Origin of the sequence: Streptomyces typhae, assembly GCF_009755605.1 — a bacterium.
In the GTDB taxonomy this organism is placed as follows: Bacteria; Actinomycetota; Actinomycetes; order Streptomycetales; family Streptomycetaceae; genus Streptomyces; species Streptomyces typhae.
In genome coordinates, this window is sequence record NZ_WPNZ01000014.1 from 190,197 (window position 1) to 210,631 (window position 20,435).

Genomic DNA, 20,435 nt, shown 5'->3' on the forward strand with positions numbered 1-20,435 from the left:
AGAGCGCGGCCCGTCTCCCCGACGGGCCGCGCCGTCCGGTGCACCGCCGCCAGGAGCCAGCGCCCCACCGGCCACGGCTCCGCAGACCGGAGAACCCCATGGATATACCTACCGACACGCCACCCAAGCAGTCCCCACCGCAGGACAGCACGCCCTCGACCGCCGAGCAGAAGCGCAACGCCCGCGGCGCCACCCGCCCCGGTGACCGGATCTTCCTCGGCCTCTCCCGCGGCTCCGGCATCGCCCTGCTCGTGATCATGGGCGCCGTCGCCGCCTTCCTCGCCTACCGCGCCTCCGTCGCCCTCGCGGACAACACCGGCAACTTCTTCACCACCTTCGAGTGGGACCCCGCCGGCCTGTCGACGGACGGCAAGCCCTACTTCGGCATCGCCGTCCTGGCCTTCGGCACCATCGTGAGCTCGATCATCGCGCTCGTGATCGCCGTGCCCGTGGCCATCGGCATCGCCCTGTTCATCTCGCACTACGCACCGCGCAAGCTGGCCACCCCGATCTCCTTCGTGATCGACCTGCTCGCCGCCGTGCCCTCGATCGTCTACGGCCTGTGGGGCGCCATCGTGGTCGCTCCCAACCTGACCGGCCTCTACAGCTGGCTCGACGACTACTTCGGCTGGACCGGGATCTTCTCGTACGAGGGCGGCGCCCCGCGCTCCCTGATGACGGTCGGCATCCTGCTCGCGATCATGATCCTGCCGATCATCACCAACGTGAGCCGCGAGGTCTTCCTCCAGGTCCCGAAGATGCACGAGGAGGCCGCGCTCGCCCTCGGCGCCACGCGCTGGGAGGTCATCCGCATGTCGGTGCTCCCCTTCGGCCGCTCCGGCATCATCTCCGCCTCGATGCTGGGCCTCGGCCGCGCGCTCGGCGAGACGATCGCCGTGGCCACCGTGCTCTCCCCGACCTTCCTCATCCAGGCGTCCGTGCTCGACTACGGCGGCGGCACCTTCGCGCAGAACATCGCCAGCAAGTTCGGCGAGGCCGACGAGTACGGCCAGGACGCCCTGATCGCCTCCGGCCTGGTCCTTTTCGTCATCACTCTCCTTGTCAACGGCGCGGCCCGCCTGATCATCGCGCGCCGCAAGGAGTACTCGGGGGCCAACGCATGAGCACCACGACCATCAAGCCCTCCGGCAACCCGGGCGGCCCCGGCGACAGGCCCGCCCGCTCGGAGCTCCAGGGCGCCCGGCTGCCCCGCTGGTCGCCCTACGTCATCGCCGTCGGCTCGCTGGCCGTGGCCTGCGGAATCGGACTCGCCGCCGGCCTCGACTCCCGTATCCAGTGGGGCCTGATCGCGGCCGTCCTCTTCGTCGGCGTCTCCTACGCCCTCGCCGCGACCGTCGAGGGCGCCAGGCAGGCCAAGAACCACCTCGCCACCTCGCTGGTGTGGGTGACGTTCCTGCTGGCCGTGGTGCCGCTCGCCTCCCTCATCTACGAGACGGTCAAGCGCGGCTCCGAGGTCTTCGACGGCTACTTCCTGACGCACTCCATGGGCGTCGTCGCCGACGACGAGCCGGGCGGCGGCGTCTACCACGCCATCATCGGCACCCTGCAGCAGGTCGGCCTCGCCTCCCTGATCGCCGTGCCGATCGGCGTGCTCACCGCGATCTACCTGGTCGAGTACGGCCGGGGCAAGCTCGCCAAGGCCGTCACGTTCTTCGTCGACGTGATGACGGGCATCCCGTCGATCGTCGCCGGTCTGTTCGTCCTCAGCTTCTGGATCCTGATCCTGGGCTTCGACTTCTCCGGCTGGGCCGGCGCCATGGCGCTGTCGATCCTGATGATGCCGGTGGTCGTGCGCTCCACCGAAGAAATGCTGAAGCTCGTACCGAACGAGCTGCGCGAAGCCTCGCTCGCGCTCGGCGTACCGAAGTGGCGCACCATCTTGAAGGTGGTCCTGCCCACCGCGATCGGCGGCATCACGACCGGCGTCATGCTGGCCGTCGCCCGTATCGCCGGCGAGACCGCGCCCGTGCTGCTCCTGGTCTTCACGACCCCCCTGATCAACACGAACCCCTTCGACGGTGCCCAGGGCTCGTTGCCGCTGTACATCTACCAGCAGTACGCGTCGGGCAACCAGGCCGGTTACGACCGCGCCTGGGCAGCGGCACTCGCCCTGATCCTCTTCATCATGATCCTCAACCTCGTGGCCCGCGGCATAGCCCGCTGGAAGGCCCCGAAGACCGGTCGCTGAGGCGACACCCCACGGCTCCGCCCCACCGAGCGGGACCACCCGGCGACCGACAGCAGACTTCCCGAAAGCAGTGATCTCCATGGCCAAGCGAATCGACGTATCCGGCCTCAACGCCTACTACGGTTCCCACAAGGCGATCGAAGACATCTCCATGACCGTGGAGCCGCGCTCCGTGACGGCCTTCATCGGCCCGTCCGGCTGCGGCAAGTCCACGTTCCTGCGCACCCTGAACCGCATGCACGAGGTCACCCCCGGTGGCCGCGTGGACGGCAAGGTCCTCCTCGACGGCGACGACCTGTACGGCTCCGGCGTGGACCCGGTGAACGTGCGCCGCACCATCGGCATGGTCTTCCAGCGCCCGAACCCGTTCCCGACCATGTCGATCTACGACAACGTCGCGGCGGGCCTGAAGCTCAACGGCTCGTACAAGAAGAGCGAACTCAACGACGTCGTCGAGAAGTCCCTCAAGGGCGCCAACCTCTGGAACGAGGTCAAGGACCGCCTGAACAAGCCCGGCTCCGGCCTCTCCGGCGGCCAGCAGCAGCGCCTGTGCATCGCGCGGGCCATCGCCGTGGAGCCGCAGGTGCTCCTGATGGACGAGCCCTGCTCGGCGCTCGACCCGATCTCCACCCTCGCCATCGAGGACCTGATCGGCGAGCTGAAGGAGCGCTTCACGATCGTCATCGTGACGCACAACATGCAGCAGGCGGCCCGTGTCTCGGACCGCACCGCCTTCTTCAACCTCGCGGCGGTCGGCCAGCCCGGCAAGCTCATCGAGATCGACGAGACGGAGCGCATCTTCGCCAACCCGTCGGTGCAGGCGACCGAGGACTACATCTCCGGCCGCTTCGGCTAAATCCCTCCGGCCGGACAGAACTCCCCGCGGTGCTGCATGGCGGTGCCACCGCAGGGACGCAAAAGGGCCCGCCCCCTGGCTCCCGGGGGGCGGGCCCGTCCTTTCCGCCGCGCCACCGCGCCGCCAGCATTGCCGCGCTGCCGCCCACTGCCGCGCCGTCGCAGGCCCCAACGCCCTCACTCCCGTGTTATCTGCGTCACACCAACTATCAGGGTCCTTTATCGGTCAACTTCTACATCAGGACCAGTGCCGACGACACGGCCCCGGCCTGACCGAGACCAGGGGGAACCCTCTCTTGCGCAGCACCACCTACCTCACAGCCGCCGCCTGCGCCGCGGTCCTGCTGGGCGTCACCGCCCCCGCCCAGGCCGCCCCGGCGGCGCCCGAGGCCGCAGCCGGGCCCGCCACCGCCAAGCCCGCCGCCGACTTCAACGGCGACGGCTATCCGGACCTGGCCGTCGGCGCGCCCAACGCCAAGATCGACGGCCTGAAGCGGGCCGGGCTCGTCTCCATCGCCTACGGCTCGGCCACCGGGCTCCAGTACGACAAGCAGCAGCACATCAGCCGTGCCACCCCGGGAGTCCCCGGCGAGCCCGCCGCCAACACCGAGTGGGGCATCCAGGCGAGCCACGGCGACCTCGACGGCGACGGCTACGACGACCTCCTGATCAGCGACAGCCGCAGCATGATCGTGCTGTGGGGCGGCAAGGACGGCCTCTCCGGCGGCAGCGAGGTGCCGAGCGGCGAGGGCACCGAGCAGTCCCCCGCCGTCCGCTCGGCCTGGCACCGGATCGGTGACGTCAACGGCGACGGCAAGGCGGACATCGTCGGCGCGGCCCAGGTCGGCCCCTCGGAAAGCCAGTCCCAGTGGGGCGTCGGCATGCTGTACGGCCCCTTCGACCGCTCCTCCGGCAAGCCGGCCGCCATCGCGTTCCGGGACACCGAGGCCGAGGACGGGGTGGCCGTCAGCAACGCGGAACTGGGCGACATGACCGGCGACGGCATCGACGACGTCGTGGCCATGGGCTCCGGCCCCACCCACGCCTTCGAGGCCCGCGTCCTCAAGGGCACCCGCACCGGCCTCATCCCCGGCGGGACGATCGACTCCCGCCACCGGGGCGGCTTCGGCGACCTCAACGGCGACGGCTACCAGGACTTCGTGGGCACCCCCCAGGGGTACGACCCCAAGTACCACGGCGGCATCACCGTCACGTACGGCGGCCCGGACGGCGTGAGCAAGACCCTGCCCGCCCGCGCCTACGACCAGGACAGCCCCGGTGTCCCCGGTGTCAACGAGAAGGGCGACCGCTGGGGCACCGACATAGCCGTCGCCGACCTGGACAAGGACGGCTACGGCGACATCGTCGTCGGCGCGTCCTGGGAGGGCGCCACCGACCCGGCCACGGCCGTGTCCGGCTCGGTCACCCTGCTGCGCGGCAGCAGGAGCGGTGTCACCACCGAGGGCGCCAAGGTCCTCACCCAGAACTCCAAGGGCGTCCCCAGCACCTCGGAGAAGTCGGACCACTTCGGTGAGGCCGTCACCGTCGTCGACGCCGACAAGAACGGCAAGCCGGAGGTGTACGTGGGCGGCAACGGCGAGGACACCTTCGTCGGCCGCGTCTGGCAGCTCCCGACCGGCGCCGACGGCATCACCGGTACCGGCGCCAAGAGCTTCAACCTGGGCGGCGGCTACGGCTCCGCCCACTTCGGCTCGTACTTCGCCAAGTAGCCCGCATTTCGCTGAGCAGCCCGTACAGCCCGTACAGCCCGAGCAGTCGCAGCAGTCGCAGCAGGCCTCCGGGCGAACGAAGGAGCCCCCGGTGCGGATCAGACGATCCGCACCGGGGGCTCCTTCGTTCGCCCGGAGGTCTGCTGGAGGCCGCCTACAGGAACGCCAAGTTCACGATCCAGAAACTCACGGCTGCCACGATCGCCGCCGCAGGCATAGTGATGAACCACCCCAGGATGATGTTCTTGGCAACACCCCAGCGCACCGCGTTCACCCGCTTGGTCGCACCCACGCCCATGATCGCGGACGTGATGACGTGCGTCGTCGAGATCGGCGCGTGGAACATGAACGCGGTGGTGAACATGATCCCCGCGCCCGTGGTCTCCGCGGCGAAGCCCTGCGGCGGGTCCAGCTCGATGATCTTGCGGCCGAGGGTCCGCATGATGCGCCAGCCGCCCGCGTACGTACCGAGGGACAGCATCACCGCGCAAGCGATCTTGACCCAGACCGGGATCGGGTCGCCGGGGTCCTCGACGTCGGCGATGACCAGGGCCATGACCACGATGCCCATGGTCTTCTGCGCGTCCTGGAGGCCGTGACCGAGGGCCATGCCCGCCGCCGAGACGGTCTGGGCGATCCGGAAGCCGCGCTTGGCCTTGTGCGGGTTGGACTTGCGGAACATCCACATGATCGCGCACATCACCAGATAGCCGATCACCAGACCGACGAGGGGTGACAGGAACATCGGGATGACGATCTTCTCGACGACCCCGGACCAGATCACCCCGATGCCGCCCGCGAGCGCCGCGCCCACCAGACCGCCGAAGAGCGCGTGCGACGAGGAGGAGGGCAGGCCGAAGTACCAGGTGACGAGGTTCCAGACGATCGCGCCGACCAGGCCGGCGAAGAGGATCCACATCCCCTTGGTGCCGTGCGGCGTCTCGATCAGCCCCTCGCTGACCGTCTTGGCGATGCCGCTGCCGAGGAAGGCACCGGCGAGGTTCATGACCGCGGCCATGGCGAGCGCCGCGCGTGGCGTCAGCGCACGCGTGGAGACGGAGGTGGCGATGGCGTTCGCGGAATCGTGAAAGCCATTCGTGTACGTGAAACCGAGCGCGACGCCAATGGTCACGATCAACGCGAAGGTGTCCATGGAGGTGCCTCAGGACTCCTTGACCGCGATGGTCTCCACCGTGTTGGCGACGTGCTCGAACGCGTCGGCCGCCTCTTCCAGCACATCGACGATCTGCTTGAGCTTCAGCACCTCGATGGCGTCGTACTTGCCGTTGAAGAGGTGCGCGAGGAGCTTGCGGTGGATCTGGTCGGCCTGGTTCTCCAGACGGTTGACCTCGATCCAGTACTCGGTGAGGTTGTCCATGGTGCGCAGGTGCGGCATGGCCTCCGCCGTCAGCTCGGCGGCGCGGGCGAGCACCTCGATCTGCTGCTCCACTCCCTTGGGAAGCTCCTCGACCTGGTAGAGGACCACCAGGTCGACGGCCTCCTCCATGAAGTCCATGATGTCGTCGAGCGAGGACGCGAGGGAGTAGATGTCCTCGCGGTCGAACGGCGTGATGAACGAGGAGTTCAACTGGTGGAAGATCGCATGCGTCGCGTCGTCCCCCGCGTGTTCCGCGGCCCGCATACGCTCTGCGATCTCGGCCCGAGCCGAAGAATCGGCCCCGAGCAGTTCCATCAGGAGCTTGGAGCCTGTGACGATGTTGTCCGCGGACGCGGCAAACATGTCGTAGAAGCTCGTCTCCCTGGGGGTCAGACGAAATCGCACGTGGGGTCCTCGGGGTGCTCTGGATGCGGTCAGGCTGATGCTAGGCGCATCATCCGGCCACGGCTAACCGGCCAGACCCCAGTGTCGCCCATCAGGCACAGTGATCAGCACACCACCCGAGGAATCGGCTACCCTATACCCACCAGGGGTATGCACAGGAGGACGCGATGACGACCACCGACGCGGCCGGAGCGGCCACGACCACCGAAGCGCCCTCCGGCCCCGACCAGACGGCAGAGCCGGGTCAGGCCCACAAGACGCACGGGTACCACAAACAGAAGGACGAACACCTCAAGCGCCTGCGCCGCATCGAGGGACAGATCCGTGGCCTGCAGCGCATGGTCGAAGAGGATGTCTACTGCATCGACATACTCACCCAGGTCTCGGCCGGAACGAAGGCCCTCCAGTCCTTCGCCCTCCAGCTCCTGGAGGAGCATCTGCGCCACTGCGTCGCCGACGCGGCGGTCAAGGGCGGCGACGAGATCGACGCGAAGGTGGAGGAGGCGACGAAGGCGATCGCCCGGATGCTCCGTACGTGACCTTCCGGTTTCCGGCGGGCCGCCCCCTGGGGCACATTCAGGGCAAAAAGGGTGGGTGGGTGGGAAATCTCCACCGCGAAGCGGCGGGAAAACGGCCGGTAACCGGCGAACCTACGGCCGGGAATCGTCCCGGCCCACCCCGCCCTCGTACCCGTCGGAGACCTGAAGCACCTCGTCGATCCGGTCGGCACTGAGCCGCTCACCGCACGCGGCCGACGCCGCGATGATCAGTTCGCCGCACAGCTCGATCTCGGCGAGGGCAACGTGGTCCTGAACTGCCGTTCCACCCAGCGGAGCCACGTTCACCACCTCTTCCTGACCACGGTCGTGCCGGTACCGGCTTCCTAGAGTAGGGAGCGCCCTACGCACCGCGCATGGCACGGACGGACCATATTGCACCCCTCATTCCCCCCTCCGCCCCACTGATCCGAGGCCTCCGCCGCGCGCGGTCGTTCGTCTGCCGCACCCGGGTCCTCCCTGGTGCAACGGCTCAGCGCTCGGCAATCTTCCCGGCGAAGATGTCCTTGTCCGCGGGGAGCGTCACCTCGACGCGGGCGCCGAACGCGTACAGCGAAGTCGTCGACGCCACCGCCGCGTTGGCCACCTTGAACTGATGGCGGACCTTGCGCAGCCGCCCCTGTTCGTCGAGGTAGGCGTCGAAGGGGACACGCCCCTTGCTGAACCCTTTCGCCAGTGCTGACCGCAGCGCGGGGCCGTGCGCTTTCGAAGCGGACCGCGCGGCGCGGGCGAGGTCGATGACGCCGCGGTAGTGGACCACGTCGACTCCGGCCACCCGGGCGCGCTCGACGAACGTCGCCTCCCGTGCGCCGCGCAGGAGTTCCGCGGCGACGAGCGGGTCGGTGGCGCCGCCGGTGACGAGGTTGCCGTCGGCGAGCGAGGCCGGCTCGACGCGCACCCACTTGTCGGCGGGCACCCCGGCACCGCGGTTCTTCATGTACAGGTCGCCGCCCGCCATCAACTCCGTGACCGGGGGCCTGCGTTTGCCGCGGGTGCCCGCGGGGTCCTCGGGCAGGACCACGTCGAACCGGCCGACGCGGCGCCGGAAGTCGTACCCGCCGCGCCCGGTGACGGTCACCCGGGTGCCGCCGCTCGCCATCTCCATGGCGGTGCGCGCCCGGGAACTGCCCGCGCGCTCCGGCGACTCGGCGGCCTTGCGCACGGCGCCCACGGGGTCGGCCGCCGCCGGGTCGTCGCTGGCCGCCGCGCCGCCGCCGGAGCAGCCCGTGACGAGGGCCATGAGCCCCGCCGCGGCGGCCGTGGCCGCGCAGGCCGCCCTGCCCGTGTGCCTGTGCTGCTGCCCCATCGCGCCGACGACCCCCATCCCTTCGTTGTCGTTTCGACTAACGACTGGTGAGGGCCACCGTCACGCGACGGCAGGGGACGCCCCCGTAAGGGGGCGCGGGGAACTGCGCGCTCAGCCACGGCAGAGCCGCAGACGCGTCTGCGGAGTAACTGAGCAGACGCGTCCGCGGCATTTCTGTGGCTGAGCACGCAGTTCCCCGCGCCCCTCACGGGGCGTTCACCTACCCGGCGTACCGTGAAGGCGTGGCAGAGCAGCAACCTCCCGAACTGCACCGCACCTCCACCGTCGAGAACGGCCCGTTCTGCGCAGCCCGCTGCACCTGCGGCTGGCGCGGACCCGCCCGCAGAGCCCGCAGCAAGGCCCGCGACGACGCCGCCGGCCATGTCGCGCAGCCGCCGATGTAGGCGGGCGGCCACCGTGACCGCGCCGCCGATGTCGCCGCATCGGGGAACCCGTGCCGCGCCCGCGCCGTCTCGTTGTGCGGGAAGCAACGGGAGGGCCTCATGCAACGACGTACGTTCCTCGGGACGGCGACCGCCGCACTCGCGGCGGCCACCACCACCGCCGCCTGCTCCGGCGCAGGCAAGGACACCGCGAACGGAACCGGCGGCACCGGCGGCAGCGGTTCCGTGGGCAGCAGAGGCGGCACCACCACCCCCATCAAGACCGCGGCCGCCTCCGCACCGGCCAACCTGGCAGCCCTCGCCAGAGACCTCGACGGCACCCTGATACGCCCGAACGAGGCCGCCTGGGCCACCGCGCGCCAGCTCTACAACACCCGCTACGACAACCTGAAGCCCACCGCCGTCGCCTATGTGGCGGGCGTGGACGACATCCGCACCACCCTGGCGTACGCCCGCGCCCACGACACCCCCGTGTCGATCCGCAACGGCGGTCACTCCTACGCCGGTTGGTCGTCGGGCACCGGGCGCCTCGTCATCGACGTGTCGAAACTGAACCGCGTACGCAGCAGCGGCACCACCGCCACCATCGGCGGCGGCGCCAAGCTCATCGACGTCTACCGCTCGCTCGCCGCGAAGGGCGTCACGATCCCCGCGGGCTCCTGCCCGACCGTCGGCATCAGCGGCCTGACCCTCGGCGGCGGCCACGGCGTGGTCTCCCGCGCGTACGGCCTCACCTGCGACAGCCTCACCGGGGCGACGCTCGTCACGGCGGACGGCAGGCAGATCAGGGCCGACAGGAGCGAGAACAAGGAGCTGTTCTGGGCGCTGCGCGGCGCGGGCAACGGCCAGTTCGGCATCGTCACCGAGCTGACGTTCCGCACCCACCCGGCCCCGAGGGCTGTCTCCGCCTATCTGACCTGGCCCTGGTCGAAGGCCGCCGCCGTGCTCAAGGCGTGGCAGGCATGGGGCCCCGCCCAGCCGGACGAGATCTGGTCCTCGCTGCACCTGGCCGCCGTGCCGGGCGGCACGCCCACCGTCTCCGTCGCGGCGTTCTCGCTCGGTACGTACGGCTCCCTGCAGAACGCCGTGGACCGGCTCGCGGACAAGGTGGGCTCCCCGGCGCGCAGCGTGTCCCTGAAGCGGCGCTCGTACGAGCAGGCGATGGAGGTGTACGCGGGCTGCTCGTCGTTCGCCGCGGACGCGCAGTGCCATCTGCCCGGGACGACGCCGGGGCGGACGCCGAGCGGCGCGCTCGGCCGGGAGACGTACGCGGCCCGCTCCGACTTCTTCGACCGCTCGCTCTCCGGCGCCGGGATCCGCGCGCTGCTCGCTCAGATCGAGTCCGTACGGGGCGAGCGCGGCACGGCGGGCAGTATCGCCCTGACCGCGCTCGGCGGCGCCATCAACCGCGTCGACCCGACCGCCACGTCGTTCGTGCACCGGCGTTCACGGATGCTCGCGCAGTACATCGTGTCCTGGCGGGCGGGCACCTCCGGCAGCAGCTCCCAGGCCTGGCTGACGTCGGCTCACGGTGCGATGCGGCGGTACGCGTCCGGGGCCGCGTACCAGAACTACACGGACCCGACGCTCACCGACTGGCGCGAGGCCTACTACGGGGCCGCGGCGCCGCGCCTGAAGAAGGTGAAGAAGCAGTACGACCCGACGCGCTTCTTCTCGTTCCCGCAGGCGCTGTAGCCCGCAGGCGCTGTAGCCCGCAGGCGCTGTAGCCCGCAGGCGCTGTAGCCCGCAGGCACTGTAGGCGGCTCGCCTCCGGGCTCGGCGCCGGAGACGGCGGGGGCCCGGGGACGGGGCGCGGGCCCCCCGGGAGGCGCTATGCCGCCAGGTCCCGCTCACCGACCTCCGGCGCCGGTTCCTGCTCGGTCAGCGTGGTGACGCATTCGACGTCGCCCGGTCCGCGCCACACGAGGCGGGAGGCCCGCGCGGAGCGCCCGACCGCCTTGGTGAGGGGCGTCAGGAGGGCCATGGCGAGCGGCGAGAGGAGCAGCGCGACCGCCGTGCCGAGCGCGAAGCCGCCGACGACGTCCGTGGGGTAGTGCACGCCCATGAAGACGCGGCAGAAGCCTTCGGCCGCGGCGAGCGCGATGCCGGCGATGCCGAACTTGCGGTGGGCGACGAACAGGCCGACGCCGATCGCCATCGCGAGCGTCGCGTGGTCGCTCACGAAGGAGAAGTCGTTCTTGCCGCCGACGAGGACTTCCAGGCCCTGGTGGTCCTTGAAGGGGCGTGGCCGCTCCACGAAGCCCCTTATGGGGATGTTGACGAGGACGGCGACACCCGCGGCGAGCGGTGCCCACACGACGGCGGCCACGGAGGTGGCGGCGTCGTCGACCGCGCCTCTTCTCCGGGCGCCCCACCAGCACCACACGACGAGCAGGACGAGGGCGAGCAGGATGCCGTACTCACCGACGAACGCCACCGTCCTGGCCAGCCAGCCAGGGGCGTCGTCCGCCATGCCGTTGATGTCGTAGAGCAGGCTGACATCGGGGTTCGACCCGGAATCATCGAGTCCAGCCATGGTGCCGCGGCCCCTTGTCCTCTTCACTCATGAGCGCGCGCCGTTGCGCGCCCTTCCATCAACCCCCGTGGTCAGTGCAGTCGTGCCCGCATGCGTGCCGTACCAGTCCCGTACCAGTCAAGGGAACGCCCAGTCCCCCTCACTACGTTCCACTCTCCACCGAATGATCACTCAGACGTTATCGAAGAGAGACTCATCGCCGCAGCTCAGAAGGCTGCTCTGACGGAGGGTTCAAGCCAGATCACACGGCGCACGCGCCGGGCGTGCGCCTCCGTTCAGCGCCTCGCCCGGGGGCGGGCGCGGGCCCGTGGGGCGCGCGTCAGATCGCCGTGCCCCCGTCCGCGCTCCCGTCCGCGGGCCGCCCCGAGGGCCGCCCGGCGGGTCCGCCGGTCGGAGTGCCGGAGGGCTCCTCGACGGGTTCACCGGTCGGCTCCCTGCCGGGATCACTCCCGCCGGCCTCCACGGCCTCGTCGCCCTCGGGGCTCTCGTCCGTCCCGGCGCCCGGTTCCTCGCCCGCGCCCTTCTCCGGCTCCACGGGCTTCTCGCGCCCCTCGGGCTTCTCCTCGGCACGCTCGACGCGCTTCTCCACCGGCTCCTCAGGGATCGCTTTTGCGCCATCTTCGGTGACTCGGGTCGCTCCGAAGTAGTCCGGCGTATCGACCGGGTCGAAACGGATCACCGCGCCCGTCCGCGGGGCGTCGATCATGTAGCCGCCGCCCACGTAGATGCCGACGTGCCGGATGGCGCGCGAGTTGGTGAGGTCGTCCGAGAAGAAGACCAGATCACCCGGGAGCAGCTCCTCGCGCTTGGGGTGCGGCCCGGCGTTCCACTGGTCGTTGGCCACTCGCGGCAGGTCGATCCCGACACTGCGGTACGCGGCGAGCGTCAGCCCCGAGCAGTCGAACCTGCCGTTCTGTTCGGGAGTTCCGTTGCCGCCCCACAGATACTCCGTGCCGAGCTTCTTCTGCGCGTAGTAGATCGCCCCGGCCGCCTGCTGCGAGGGGTTCACCCGGCCGACGGGCCTGGCGAAACTCTTCTCGAGGGTCGTGATGATCTTGACGTAGTTCTGTGTCTCGCTGTACGGGGGCACCCCGCCGTACTTGATCACGGCGTAGGCGCCCGCGTTGTACGCGGCGAGCATGTTCCGCGTGGGGTCGCCCGGGGCGTCCTTCACGTACTTGGCGAGCTGGCAGTCGTACGAGGCCGCCGAGGGGATGGCGTCCTTGGGGTCCCACACGTCGCGGTCCCCGTCCCCGTCCCCGTCGATCCCGTGCGTGGCCCACGTCCCCGGGATGAACTGCGCTATGCCCTGCGCCTTGGCCGGGCTCTTCGCGCGCGGGTTGAACCCGCTCTCCTGATAGAGCTGGGCGGCGAGCAGGGCCGGGTTGATGGCCTTGCACAGATTGCCCCACTTCTGCACCAGGGGCTGGTACGAGGCCGGCACCGCGCCCTTGGCCAGGCCGACGTTCCCGCCGCCCCCGGCCCCGCCGGCCATGCTGCCCGCGACGACGAACGTCCCGATGACGAGCAGCCCGATGAACCCCATGGACCCGCTGAACGCGACAGCAGCGAGCAGCCACGCCTTACGCACCGTCAACCACCCCGACACTCCCTGGAGTCCGCCGGACTCAGTGTAGGGGCGCTGATCTCCGCGCAGGCGCGAAACACCGTCCCCGGAGGGCGGGCTTCTCCGGCCCTCCGAGGGCACCGTCCCCCCTCATCCGTGACGGGAAACAGTCCGTCACTGGCGATTGACGGAGCGCCAACTTTGCCAGAATGTAGGGGCATTGAGCGCGGGGGGCGCGGGCGGAGGGGACTGCCTGCGCCCGGTCTGCCGCGCCCCACGGCCAGGGGGAGCCGAAGATGGAGTCCAGGACGCCTGACGACCGCGGCGGGGAGCCGGTGGACCGGAGCCCCGAGCCCCGGGACCTGCCACCCGGCGAGGCCCAGCCCGGCGGGGCCGAGGTTCGTCCCGGCGGGGCCGAGGCTCAACCCGGCGGGGCCGAGGCGCAACCGGGCGGGGTCGAGGACCGCCCGCGCCACCCGCACGGCGCTGAGGCGCACCCGGGCACGGTCGAGGATCGCCGGCACGAGCCCGGGGACCGCCCGATCGGGGCCGAGGGCCGCCTGCCCGAGCCCGCGGACCGTCCAATTCAGGACGAGGTCGTTCGGGGCGGTTCTGTAGGGGATGAGCCCGTACGGGACGGCTCCGTGCGGGATGCGGCCCTGCGGGACAGCTCTGTACGGGACGAGCCCGTACGGGATGCGGCCCTGCGGGACAGCTCTGTACGGGACGAGGCCGTTCGGGGCGGCTCCGTGCGGGGCGAGCTCGTTCAGGGCGGCTCCGTGCGAGGCGAGCCCGTTCAGGGCGGCTCCGTGCGAGGCGAGCCCGTTCAGGGCGGCTCCGTGCGAGGCGAGCCCGTTCAGGGCGGCTCCGTGCGAGGCGAGCCCGTTCAGGGCGGCTCCGTGCAGGACGAGGCCGTACGGGACGGCTCCGCCCCGGCCGGCCCCCCTCAGGGGCACCCCGCGCCCACCCCCTCCGACCATGGCTCCCCCGCGCAGAGCTACCCAGCAGCGCAGAGCCACCCGGCCCCAGGCCAACCGCTCCCAGGGCACCCGGCCGCAGGGCACCAGGCCCCGGGCCAACCGCCCCAGGGCAGCCCCGGCATCGGTACCTTCGGGCCCCCGCCCGCCCAGTCTCCGGGGCCGCCCCCGGGTACGCCACCGGCACCGTCGTACCCGGCAGCCCCCGCAGCCCCGCCCGCACCACCAGCGCCGCCCACGGCCCCACCCACGGCCCCTCCGACCTCGGCCCCAGCAACACCAGCGAGCCCGGCAAGCCAGGGAAGTCAGAGAAGCCAGGCAAGCCCAACCAGCGCGGCAAGCCCTGCAAACCCCGCGCCCCCGCCCCACCCCGCCTACGGCCCACCTCACCCCTACGCCGTCCCGCCCCAGGCCGCCCCCGGCCCCTACGGCACCCCAGAGATCCTGGAACCCGCCACTCCGCCCAGGGCGCCCGCGCCGGAGCCCGCCCCGCGGGAACCCCTGCGGCCGCTCGCCGCCGCGCTGCTCAACCTCACCGGGCTCGGGCTCGGTTATGTGCTGATCCGGGCGTGGCTGCTCGCCGCGCTGTGCTGGGCGGCCACGGCCGCGCTGCTCGTGGTCGCGCTGCCGGCCGACGTGGACGGCGTACCGGGATGGGCGCTGCTCGGCCATCTCGCCGTGCTCGTGCTCGCCGCCGCCGACGGGGCCCGCAGGGCCAGGCGCGCGCCCATCGGCTGGCGCCTGCGCGCCCCCCTCGCCGCGGTGCTCGGGATCGCCCTGCTCGCCGTACCGGCCTCCGGCGCCCTCGCCTACGCCGCCGCCAAGGACGAGGCCGTCGAGGAGATGCTGCTCGACCGCCTCGACAAGGCCGACCGCATCGTCAAGGAACAGGGCGGCCGCCCGTTCACCGCCACCAAGGCCGACTACCGCACCGCCCTCGGCATCTACCGCGGCCTCCTCGACGACCACGCGGGCTCCCGCGCCGCCGACCGCGTCCCCGGCCGCCTGGACGCGTACTACAGGTCCGTCGCGGCCCCGTACACCGAGAAGAAGTACTGCGAAGCCGTGGAGCCACTGAAATACCTGCGCACCCTGCCCGGCACGGTCGGCAGGGAACGCCTCGGCCGGCTCGCGGCCTGGCCCGACCGGCGCCTCGCCGACTCCCTCTACGCCTGCGGGATGACCTCGCTCGGCACGAGCGACGGCGGCGCCGACCTGCGTGAACTCCTGGACACCTTCCCCGGGTCCGCGGCGGCGGACAAGGTCGTGCCCGGCATCCGCGCCGCGATCGACGACCGCACCTCCGAGCTGACGGGCGCCGACCCCTGCACGGCCACCGGCGAGCTGCGCGCCATCCGGGCCACCGCCGCCTCGCTGCCCGACGGCGCGGGGCAGCCGCTCGGCACGAAGGCGGCCGACGCCGTCGAGTCCGGGACCTACGCCTGCGGCCTCGACGAGTTCGAGGACGGCCGCTACACCGAGGCCGCGAAGACCCTCGACGGCTTCGCGGACACCTACCGGGGCAGCGGCAGGAGCGAGCGCGCCCGGACCGTCGCCATCGCCGCCGAGGTCGCCGCGGCCCGGCCGCAGGCGGGCGGCAAGCTGCCCGCACAGCGCGGACCGGGCTCGGGCCAGGACTTCGTCGTGAAGAACGACGGCCCGAGCCCCGTCGAGATCCTCTTCACCGGCCCCGCGACCGGCAGCGTCAAGCTGGGCGCCTGCGCGGGCTGCGGCACGTACAGCACCCGCACCGAGGGCAAGGCCAAGGCCTGCAAGGTGAGCGGGCGGAGCTATCCGCAGCGGACGCTGCGGCTGCCGCCCGGCGAGTACCACTTCCTCTACAAGCGCGACGCGGGCGCCCTCGGCAGCGGCGGCCTGGTCCGCAACCACAGCGACGGCGCCAAGGTCCAGAGCGGCTACCGCTACACGGACTGCGCATACGTCGTCAGCGGCGGCCTCGGCGACTTCGCCCCTCGCTCCTGAACGGCGGCCCTCCGGGGCCTGCCTGAGTTGACGTCAGCGGCCACGCCGGGCATTCATTGCCCGGCGTCACGCCGCGTGATACACAGAGTGACCATACGTTCCTTCGTATACCGTTCTGCGCTCGCCGTCGACAGGCTACGCAGTCCGCGTACGACGAAACGCACGAAGTCGGCCAACAATTGACGTCAAGGCGGCACGCGCCGGGCCGATTGTCAGCGAGAATGAGCTCCGTCCTCTGCACTGGGTAGGCAGAGGTGGGCAAGAGGTGCCGGAACAACCCACTAGGGGCGGTGAGTTACACATGCTTATGGCAGCCGAGAAGGGCGACATCAACACCATCATCGGTGGGATCGCCCCCGACTGGGGCCCCTTCGGGAGTCTGGGCAACGAGGCGCGCGTGATGATCGAGGTCGTGATGGCGATCGCCATCCTGCTGTGCCTCGGTATCGCGATCTGGGGCGCCGCCAAGCAGCGCATCGGCGCGACGGCGCTGCGGGACACCTTCAGCGCGGAGCAGGGCAAAGGTCTGATCATCGCCGGTCTCACCGGTGTCTTCATCATCGGCTCGCTGGGCACGCTGTTCACCATCGTGTACGGCATGGCGGTCTGATCGGTCCGGTATCCCGTTCCTCCCCCGTCCGTCGTGCCCACCGGCTGAGGTTGCAACTCCCTGATGTCGAGTCACCACACCGCGCCCGCGCGGGAACCAGCACGGCTACCGTCGTGTCTCGTGTACCTGACGGACCGCGCGGTCAAGCAAGAGGTTGAGGGGACGTACGCGGCATGAGCGATGACGATGACCTCTTCGGCGGCACGGGCGAGACGCGGACGCGACTCCCCGACGGCGCGGACGGCTACGGCCCTGCGCGCAGATCCGGCCGTTCCGCGGGACGGTCCCCCTCGCGCAGCGTCGTCACCGTCGTCGGCGTCGTCGTCCTCCTCATCGCGGCGATCGCCTTCGCCAACCGGGGTGGGTCGTCGTCGGACGACGAGGGCGGGGGGCGGAGCGGCGGGAAGGCGCCGGAGGCCGCTTCCACTGCTGCTTCCGGGGCGAAGCCGGTGAGCGGCAGTAACGGAGGGATTCCCTCCGGTTTCCCGAAGAGCCAGCAGGGCGTGGAGAGCGCGACGGCGAACTACGCCGTGGCGCTCGGATCCGCCGAAATGTTCAACACGGATCGGCGCCACGCGATCGTCGACACGGTCTACACCCCGAACGCCGCAGCTCAGCGCAAGCCCGCGCTGGACAAGGTGTACTCGGGCGAGTCGTTCCTGTCCCGGATCGGCCTGCAGAAGGACGGCACTCCCCCGAAGGGCACGACGTTCGTGTCCCGCATCATCCCGGTGGGCACCAAGGTCACGAAGTTCGAGGGCGGGTCGGCGACCGTCGAGATCTGGTACTCGTCGCTCTTCGGCCTCGCGGGCGAGAACACCGAGAACCCGGTGACCGAGAGCTGGTTCACGAACACGTACGACATGCGCTGGACCGGCGGTGACTGGAAGGTCGCCGACTTCAAGCAGAAGGACGGTCCCGTACCGGTTGGACGCGACCAGCGGGCCTCCACTGCCGACGACATGGCGAAGGCCGTGGAGGAGTACGGAGGGTTCACCTATGCCCGGTAGCACCCGACGCCGTGTCCTGTCCCTCGCCGCGGTCGTCACGGCGGTACAGAGCGCCGCCGTCCTGCTCGCCACCCGCGCCCTCGCGGCTCCCGAGCCCGAGGACGATCCCTGCGAACTCATCCGCGGCCCGGCGAAGAAGTACTGCGAGAAGGGCGAGGGCGGTGACAGCGGCGCCCGCAAGGCACCGCCCGGCGGCGACGGCATGGGCGGGCTCGACCCCCTCACCTCCCTGGCCAAAGGCTTCGGTGACGCGGCCTCCTGGATCGTCAACAAGCTCACCGAGTACGTCAACGAAACCGCCGCGGTGGACTTCACCAACGAGAAGTTCCTGCAGCAGTACGCCGTGGTGTTCGCCGCGTCGACCGTGCTGACGCTGATCGTGTGGCTGCTCGCCGTCGCCAAGCGTGCCATCCGTGGCGTGCCCATGCTCACCGCGCTGTCCGAGGCCATCGGGTTCCTCTGGCTGACGGTCCTCGCCTCGGCGTTCACCCCGCTGATCCTGGCCACCGTCGTGTCGGCGACCGACGGCATCTCCGAGGTGCTAGCCAGCTCGGTGGGCGGCGAGACCGACGAGTTCTTCGGCACGTTCTCCCAGGCCCTGGACAAGGGCACCGACATCGGCGGCGGCCCGATCATGCTGATCGTCGTCTCCGCCGTGTCCATCGCGGCCGCAGGCATCCTCTGCCTGGAGCTCGTGATCCGCGCCGCCATGCTGTACGTCGGCGCGCTCCTCGGCACGGTCGTCTACTCCGGCCTCGTGGACAAGAACACCTGGGGCCGCATCCGCCGCTGGGCCGGGCTGATGATCGCGATCATCCTGGTGAAGCCGATCATCGTCATCGTCCTCGGCATCGCGGGCGCGCTCCAGGGCGAGGACGGTCCCGACTCCCTGTCCGCCGTCGTCTCCGGGCTCTCCGTCATCCTGCTCGCGATCTTCGCCAGCGCCTCCATCTACCGCTTCGTCCCCGGCTTCGGCGACGACATCATGGCCACCCGCAACAACCGCCTCATGCGCGGCGCCGAGAACCGCGCCGCCACCGCCCTGAACTCGCCCGCGGCCTGGGTGGCCCAGGGCATCCGCACCCACAGCGCCCGCTCCAACGGCAAGGCGGGCGGCGGCCAGGCAGGCGGCGGCGACACCCCGGCGCAGCCCGCCACGGCCAACGCCGTCGGCAGTGGTGTGTCCACCCACGGCCACCGCTCGGCGCCCCCCTCGGGCGGCGGTGGAACTCCCGCCGCGCCCCCGCCCCGTACCAGCCCGTCGAGCACCCCGCACGCGGGCGACCGCACCGGAAGCACCAACAGTTCTGGAGGTGAAGGGCGTTGACGACCCAGTCCCATGTGTCCCCACCGGTCACGCCCCGCCGCACCTATCTGATCGGCCGCGCCCGGCCGAACGCCATCATCGGCCGCAACCGCGAGACCGGCGAGATCGCCCTGATCATCGGCGGCGCGTTCCTGGGCATGATGTGCGGCATCCTCATCCCCTTCCTCGCGCTGCGCCTCGTCCTGCTCATGGGCTTCCCGCTGCTCGCCATCGCCGCGGTCTACCTGCCCTTCAAGCAGCGCACGTTCTACAAGTGGTTCGAGATCAACCGCAGCTTCAAGCGGTCGCTCAAGCGCGGCACCGCCTACCGCTCCGGCGCCGCCGAGGCGGGCGTGCGCCTGGACGGACGCGAGGTCGAGGTCGGCCCGCCGCCCGGCATCGGCCGCATCAGCTGGCTCGCCGCGCCCTTCGGCCCCGACGAGATCGCCGTGCTCCTGCACGCCGACCGGCGCACCGTCACCGCCGCCATCGAGATCGAGGGCCCCGGCGTCGGCCTGCGCGACAGCGAGGACCAGGAGGCCCTCGTCGACCGCTTCGGCACGCTCCTCAAGCACGTCGCCAACGGCGACGGCTTCGTCACCCGCCTGCAGATGCTGGCCCGCACGCTGCCCGCCGACCCGGACGCGCACGCCAAGGACGTCACCGCCCGCGGCGACGACCGCGCCCTGCCCTGGCTCCAGCACAGCTACGACCAGCTCCAGTCGATGGTGTCCACCAGCAGCGAGCAGCACCGCGCCTACCTCGTCGCCTGCATGCACTACTCCCGCGACCTCGCCGCCGAGGCCCAGGCCATGGCGCGCGCGAGCCGGCCCCAGGGCGGCCGGAAGCTGGACAAGGACGCCGGTCTCGCCGTCGTCATGGCCCGTGAGCTCACCGACATCTGCTCCCGCCTCCAGGAGGCGGACATCCGCGTCCGCCAGCCCCTCGGCCAGGGCCGCCTCGCCTCCCTCGTGCACTCCATGTACGACCCGGACCACCCCATCGACCACATCCAGGCAATGACGAAACGTAATGCCTGGCCCGCCGAGCTCGACGCGATGGAGCCCACCTACCTCCAGGCGAAGACCCGCGAGTCCTCCACCCGCGCCCCCTGGTGCCACGCCACGGCCTGGGTGAAGGAGTGGCCGATGACACCCGTCGGCGTCAACTTCCTCGCCCCGCTGCTCGTCCACACCCCGGACGTGATCAGGACCGTGGCCGTCACGATGGACCTGGAACCCACCGAGGTCGCCATCGAACGGATGCTGACCGAGAAGACCAACGACGAGGCCGAGGCCAGCCGCCAGGCCAAGATGAACCGCACCGTCGACCCCCGCGACATCGCCTCGCACTCCCGCCTCGACCAGCGCGGCGAGGACCTCGCGAGCGGCGCCGCCGGCGTCAACCTGGTCGGCTGGATCACCGTGTCGTCCCGCTCGCCGGAGGCCCTCGCCCGCGACAAGCGGACCATAAGGGCATCGGCCGGAAAGTCGTATCTGAAGCTGGAGTGGTGCGATCGTGAGCACCACCGGGCATTTGTGAACACGCTGCCGTTCGCGACCGGCATCCGGCGATGACGGGCCGGCGACGCGGCACCGCCGA

General features: G+C 71.0%; 17 protein-coding genes and 1 pseudogene. 12 read left to right on the top strand and 6 right to left on the bottom strand.

From position 1 onward, the window contains the following. Positions 1-98: 98 nt before the first annotated feature. The 4 genes from pstC (at position 99) to GPA10_RS25555 (ending at position 4,794) form a co-directional block, all read left to right on the top strand. Positions 99-1,124, top strand: a complete 1,026-nt coding sequence (pstC, locus tag GPA10_RS25540; protein ID WP_058846360.1) for a phosphate ABC transporter permease subunit PstC — start codon at positions 99-101, stop codon at positions 1,122-1,124. Continuing rightward, on the top strand, positions 1,121-2,209 hold the full coding sequence (gene pstA / locus GPA10_RS25545) for a phosphate ABC transporter permease PstA (protein ID WP_058846361.1): 1,089 nt from the start codon (positions 1,121-1,123) through the stop codon (positions 2,207-2,209). Before pstC ends, pstA begins: the two co-directional genes overlap by 4 nt. A gap of 79 nt (positions 2,210-2,288) precedes the next feature. Beyond that, the gene (gene pstB, locus GPA10_RS25550; RefSeq protein WP_058846456.1) at positions 2,289-3,065 is read left to right on the top strand and encodes a phosphate ABC transporter ATP-binding protein PstB; all 777 of its coding nucleotides are present in this window, start codon (positions 2,289-2,291) and stop codon (positions 3,063-3,065) included. Between the two features lie 295 nt (positions 3,066-3,360). Further along, on the top strand, positions 3,361-4,794 hold the full coding sequence (locus tag GPA10_RS25555) for an FG-GAP-like repeat-containing protein (protein ID WP_157167526.1): 1,434 nt from the start codon (positions 3,361-3,363) through the stop codon (positions 4,792-4,794). Between the two features lie 154 nt (positions 4,795-4,948). Here GPA10_RS25555 and GPA10_RS25560 read toward each other — a convergent pair whose 3' ends face one another. Both GPA10_RS25560 and GPA10_RS25565 read right to left on the bottom strand, forming a co-directional pair. Continuing rightward, positions 4,949-5,947 (bottom strand): inorganic phosphate transporter, encoded by a 999-nt coding sequence (locus GPA10_RS25560; RefSeq protein ID WP_058846363.1) that lies wholly within the window; start codon positions 5,945-5,947, stop codon positions 4,949-4,951. Between the two features lie 9 nt (positions 5,948-5,956). Beyond that, positions 5,957-6,577, bottom strand: coding sequence for a DUF47 domain-containing protein (locus GPA10_RS25565; protein ID WP_058846364.1), 621 nt, complete (start codon positions 6,575-6,577; stop codon positions 5,957-5,959). 167 nt (positions 6,578-6,744) lie between these two features. On the opposite strand from GPA10_RS25565, the gene GPA10_RS25570 reads away from it, so the two are divergent. Further along, positions 6,745-7,116 carry a metal-sensitive transcriptional regulator gene (locus tag GPA10_RS25570; RefSeq protein WP_058846365.1) on the top strand — a complete coding sequence of 124 codons (372 nt, stop codon included), beginning with the start codon at positions 6,745-6,747 and terminating at the stop codon, positions 7,114-7,116. Between the two features lie 111 nt (positions 7,117-7,227). Here GPA10_RS25570 and GPA10_RS25575 read toward each other — a convergent pair whose 3' ends face one another. Continuing rightward, positions 7,228-7,416: a hypothetical protein gene (locus tag GPA10_RS25575; protein ID WP_425505814.1), complete on the bottom strand. Its 189-nt coding sequence runs from the start codon at positions 7,414-7,416 to the stop codon at positions 7,228-7,230. A gap of 190 nt (positions 7,417-7,606) precedes the next feature. Further along, on the bottom strand, positions 7,607-8,440 hold the full coding sequence (locus tag GPA10_RS25580) for an SCO4651 family lipoprotein (RefSeq protein WP_157167527.1): 834 nt from the start codon (positions 8,438-8,440) through the stop codon (positions 7,607-7,609). 242 nt (positions 8,441-8,682) lie between these two features. Here GPA10_RS25580 and GPA10_RS25585 point away from each other — a divergent pair, with 242 nt between their 5' ends. Both GPA10_RS25585 and GPA10_RS25590 read left to right on the top strand, forming a co-directional pair. Then, entirely contained in the window at positions 8,683-8,844 is a 162-nt protein-coding gene (locus GPA10_RS25585) for a hypothetical protein (protein WP_157167528.1), read from the top strand. Positions 8,845-8,943: 99 nt separating this feature from the next. Continuing rightward, entirely contained in the window at positions 8,944-10,539 is a 1,596-nt protein-coding gene (locus GPA10_RS25590; RefSeq protein ID WP_157167529.1) for an FAD-binding oxidoreductase, read from the top strand. A gap of 136 nt (positions 10,540-10,675) precedes the next feature. On the opposite strand, the gene GPA10_RS25595 is transcribed toward GPA10_RS25590, so the two are convergent. Further along, positions 10,676-11,380 (bottom strand): phosphatase PAP2 family protein, encoded by a 705-nt coding sequence (locus GPA10_RS25595; RefSeq protein WP_157167530.1) that lies wholly within the window; start codon positions 11,378-11,380, stop codon positions 10,676-10,678. Between the two features lie 598 nt (positions 11,381-11,978). Continuing rightward, positions 11,979-12,971 (bottom strand): annotated as a pseudogene (locus GPA10_RS25600) (C40 family peptidase); the annotation flags it as partial. 1,508 nt (positions 12,972-14,479) lie between these two features. On the opposite strand from GPA10_RS25600, the gene GPA10_RS25605 reads away from it, so the two are divergent. From GPA10_RS25605 to GPA10_RS25625, 5 genes are all read left to right on the top strand, one after another. Further along, positions 14,480-15,907 (top strand): hypothetical protein, encoded by a 1,428-nt coding sequence (locus GPA10_RS25605; RefSeq protein WP_343041312.1) that lies wholly within the window; start codon positions 14,480-14,482, stop codon positions 15,905-15,907. Positions 15,908-16,208: 301 nt separating this feature from the next. Then, positions 16,209-16,517, top strand: coding sequence for a hypothetical protein (locus GPA10_RS25610; protein ID WP_058846371.1), 309 nt, complete (start codon positions 16,209-16,211; stop codon positions 16,515-16,517). Between the two features lie 173 nt (positions 16,518-16,690). After that, positions 16,691-17,527, top strand: a complete 837-nt coding sequence (locus tag GPA10_RS25615; RefSeq protein ID WP_157167531.1) for a hypothetical protein — start codon at positions 16,691-16,693, stop codon at positions 17,525-17,527. Beyond that, entirely contained in the window at positions 17,517-18,854 is a 1,338-nt protein-coding gene (locus tag GPA10_RS25620; protein WP_058846373.1) for a hypothetical protein, read from the top strand. Before GPA10_RS25615 ends, GPA10_RS25620 begins: the two co-directional genes overlap by 11 nt. After that, a complete protein-coding gene (locus GPA10_RS25625; RefSeq protein ID WP_157167532.1) occupies positions 18,851-20,410 on the top strand; it encodes an SCO6880 family protein in 1,560 nt (519 codons plus the stop codon). The genes GPA10_RS25620 and GPA10_RS25625 overlap by 4 nt, the downstream gene beginning before the upstream one ends. Positions 20,411-20,435: the final 25 nt, after the last annotated feature.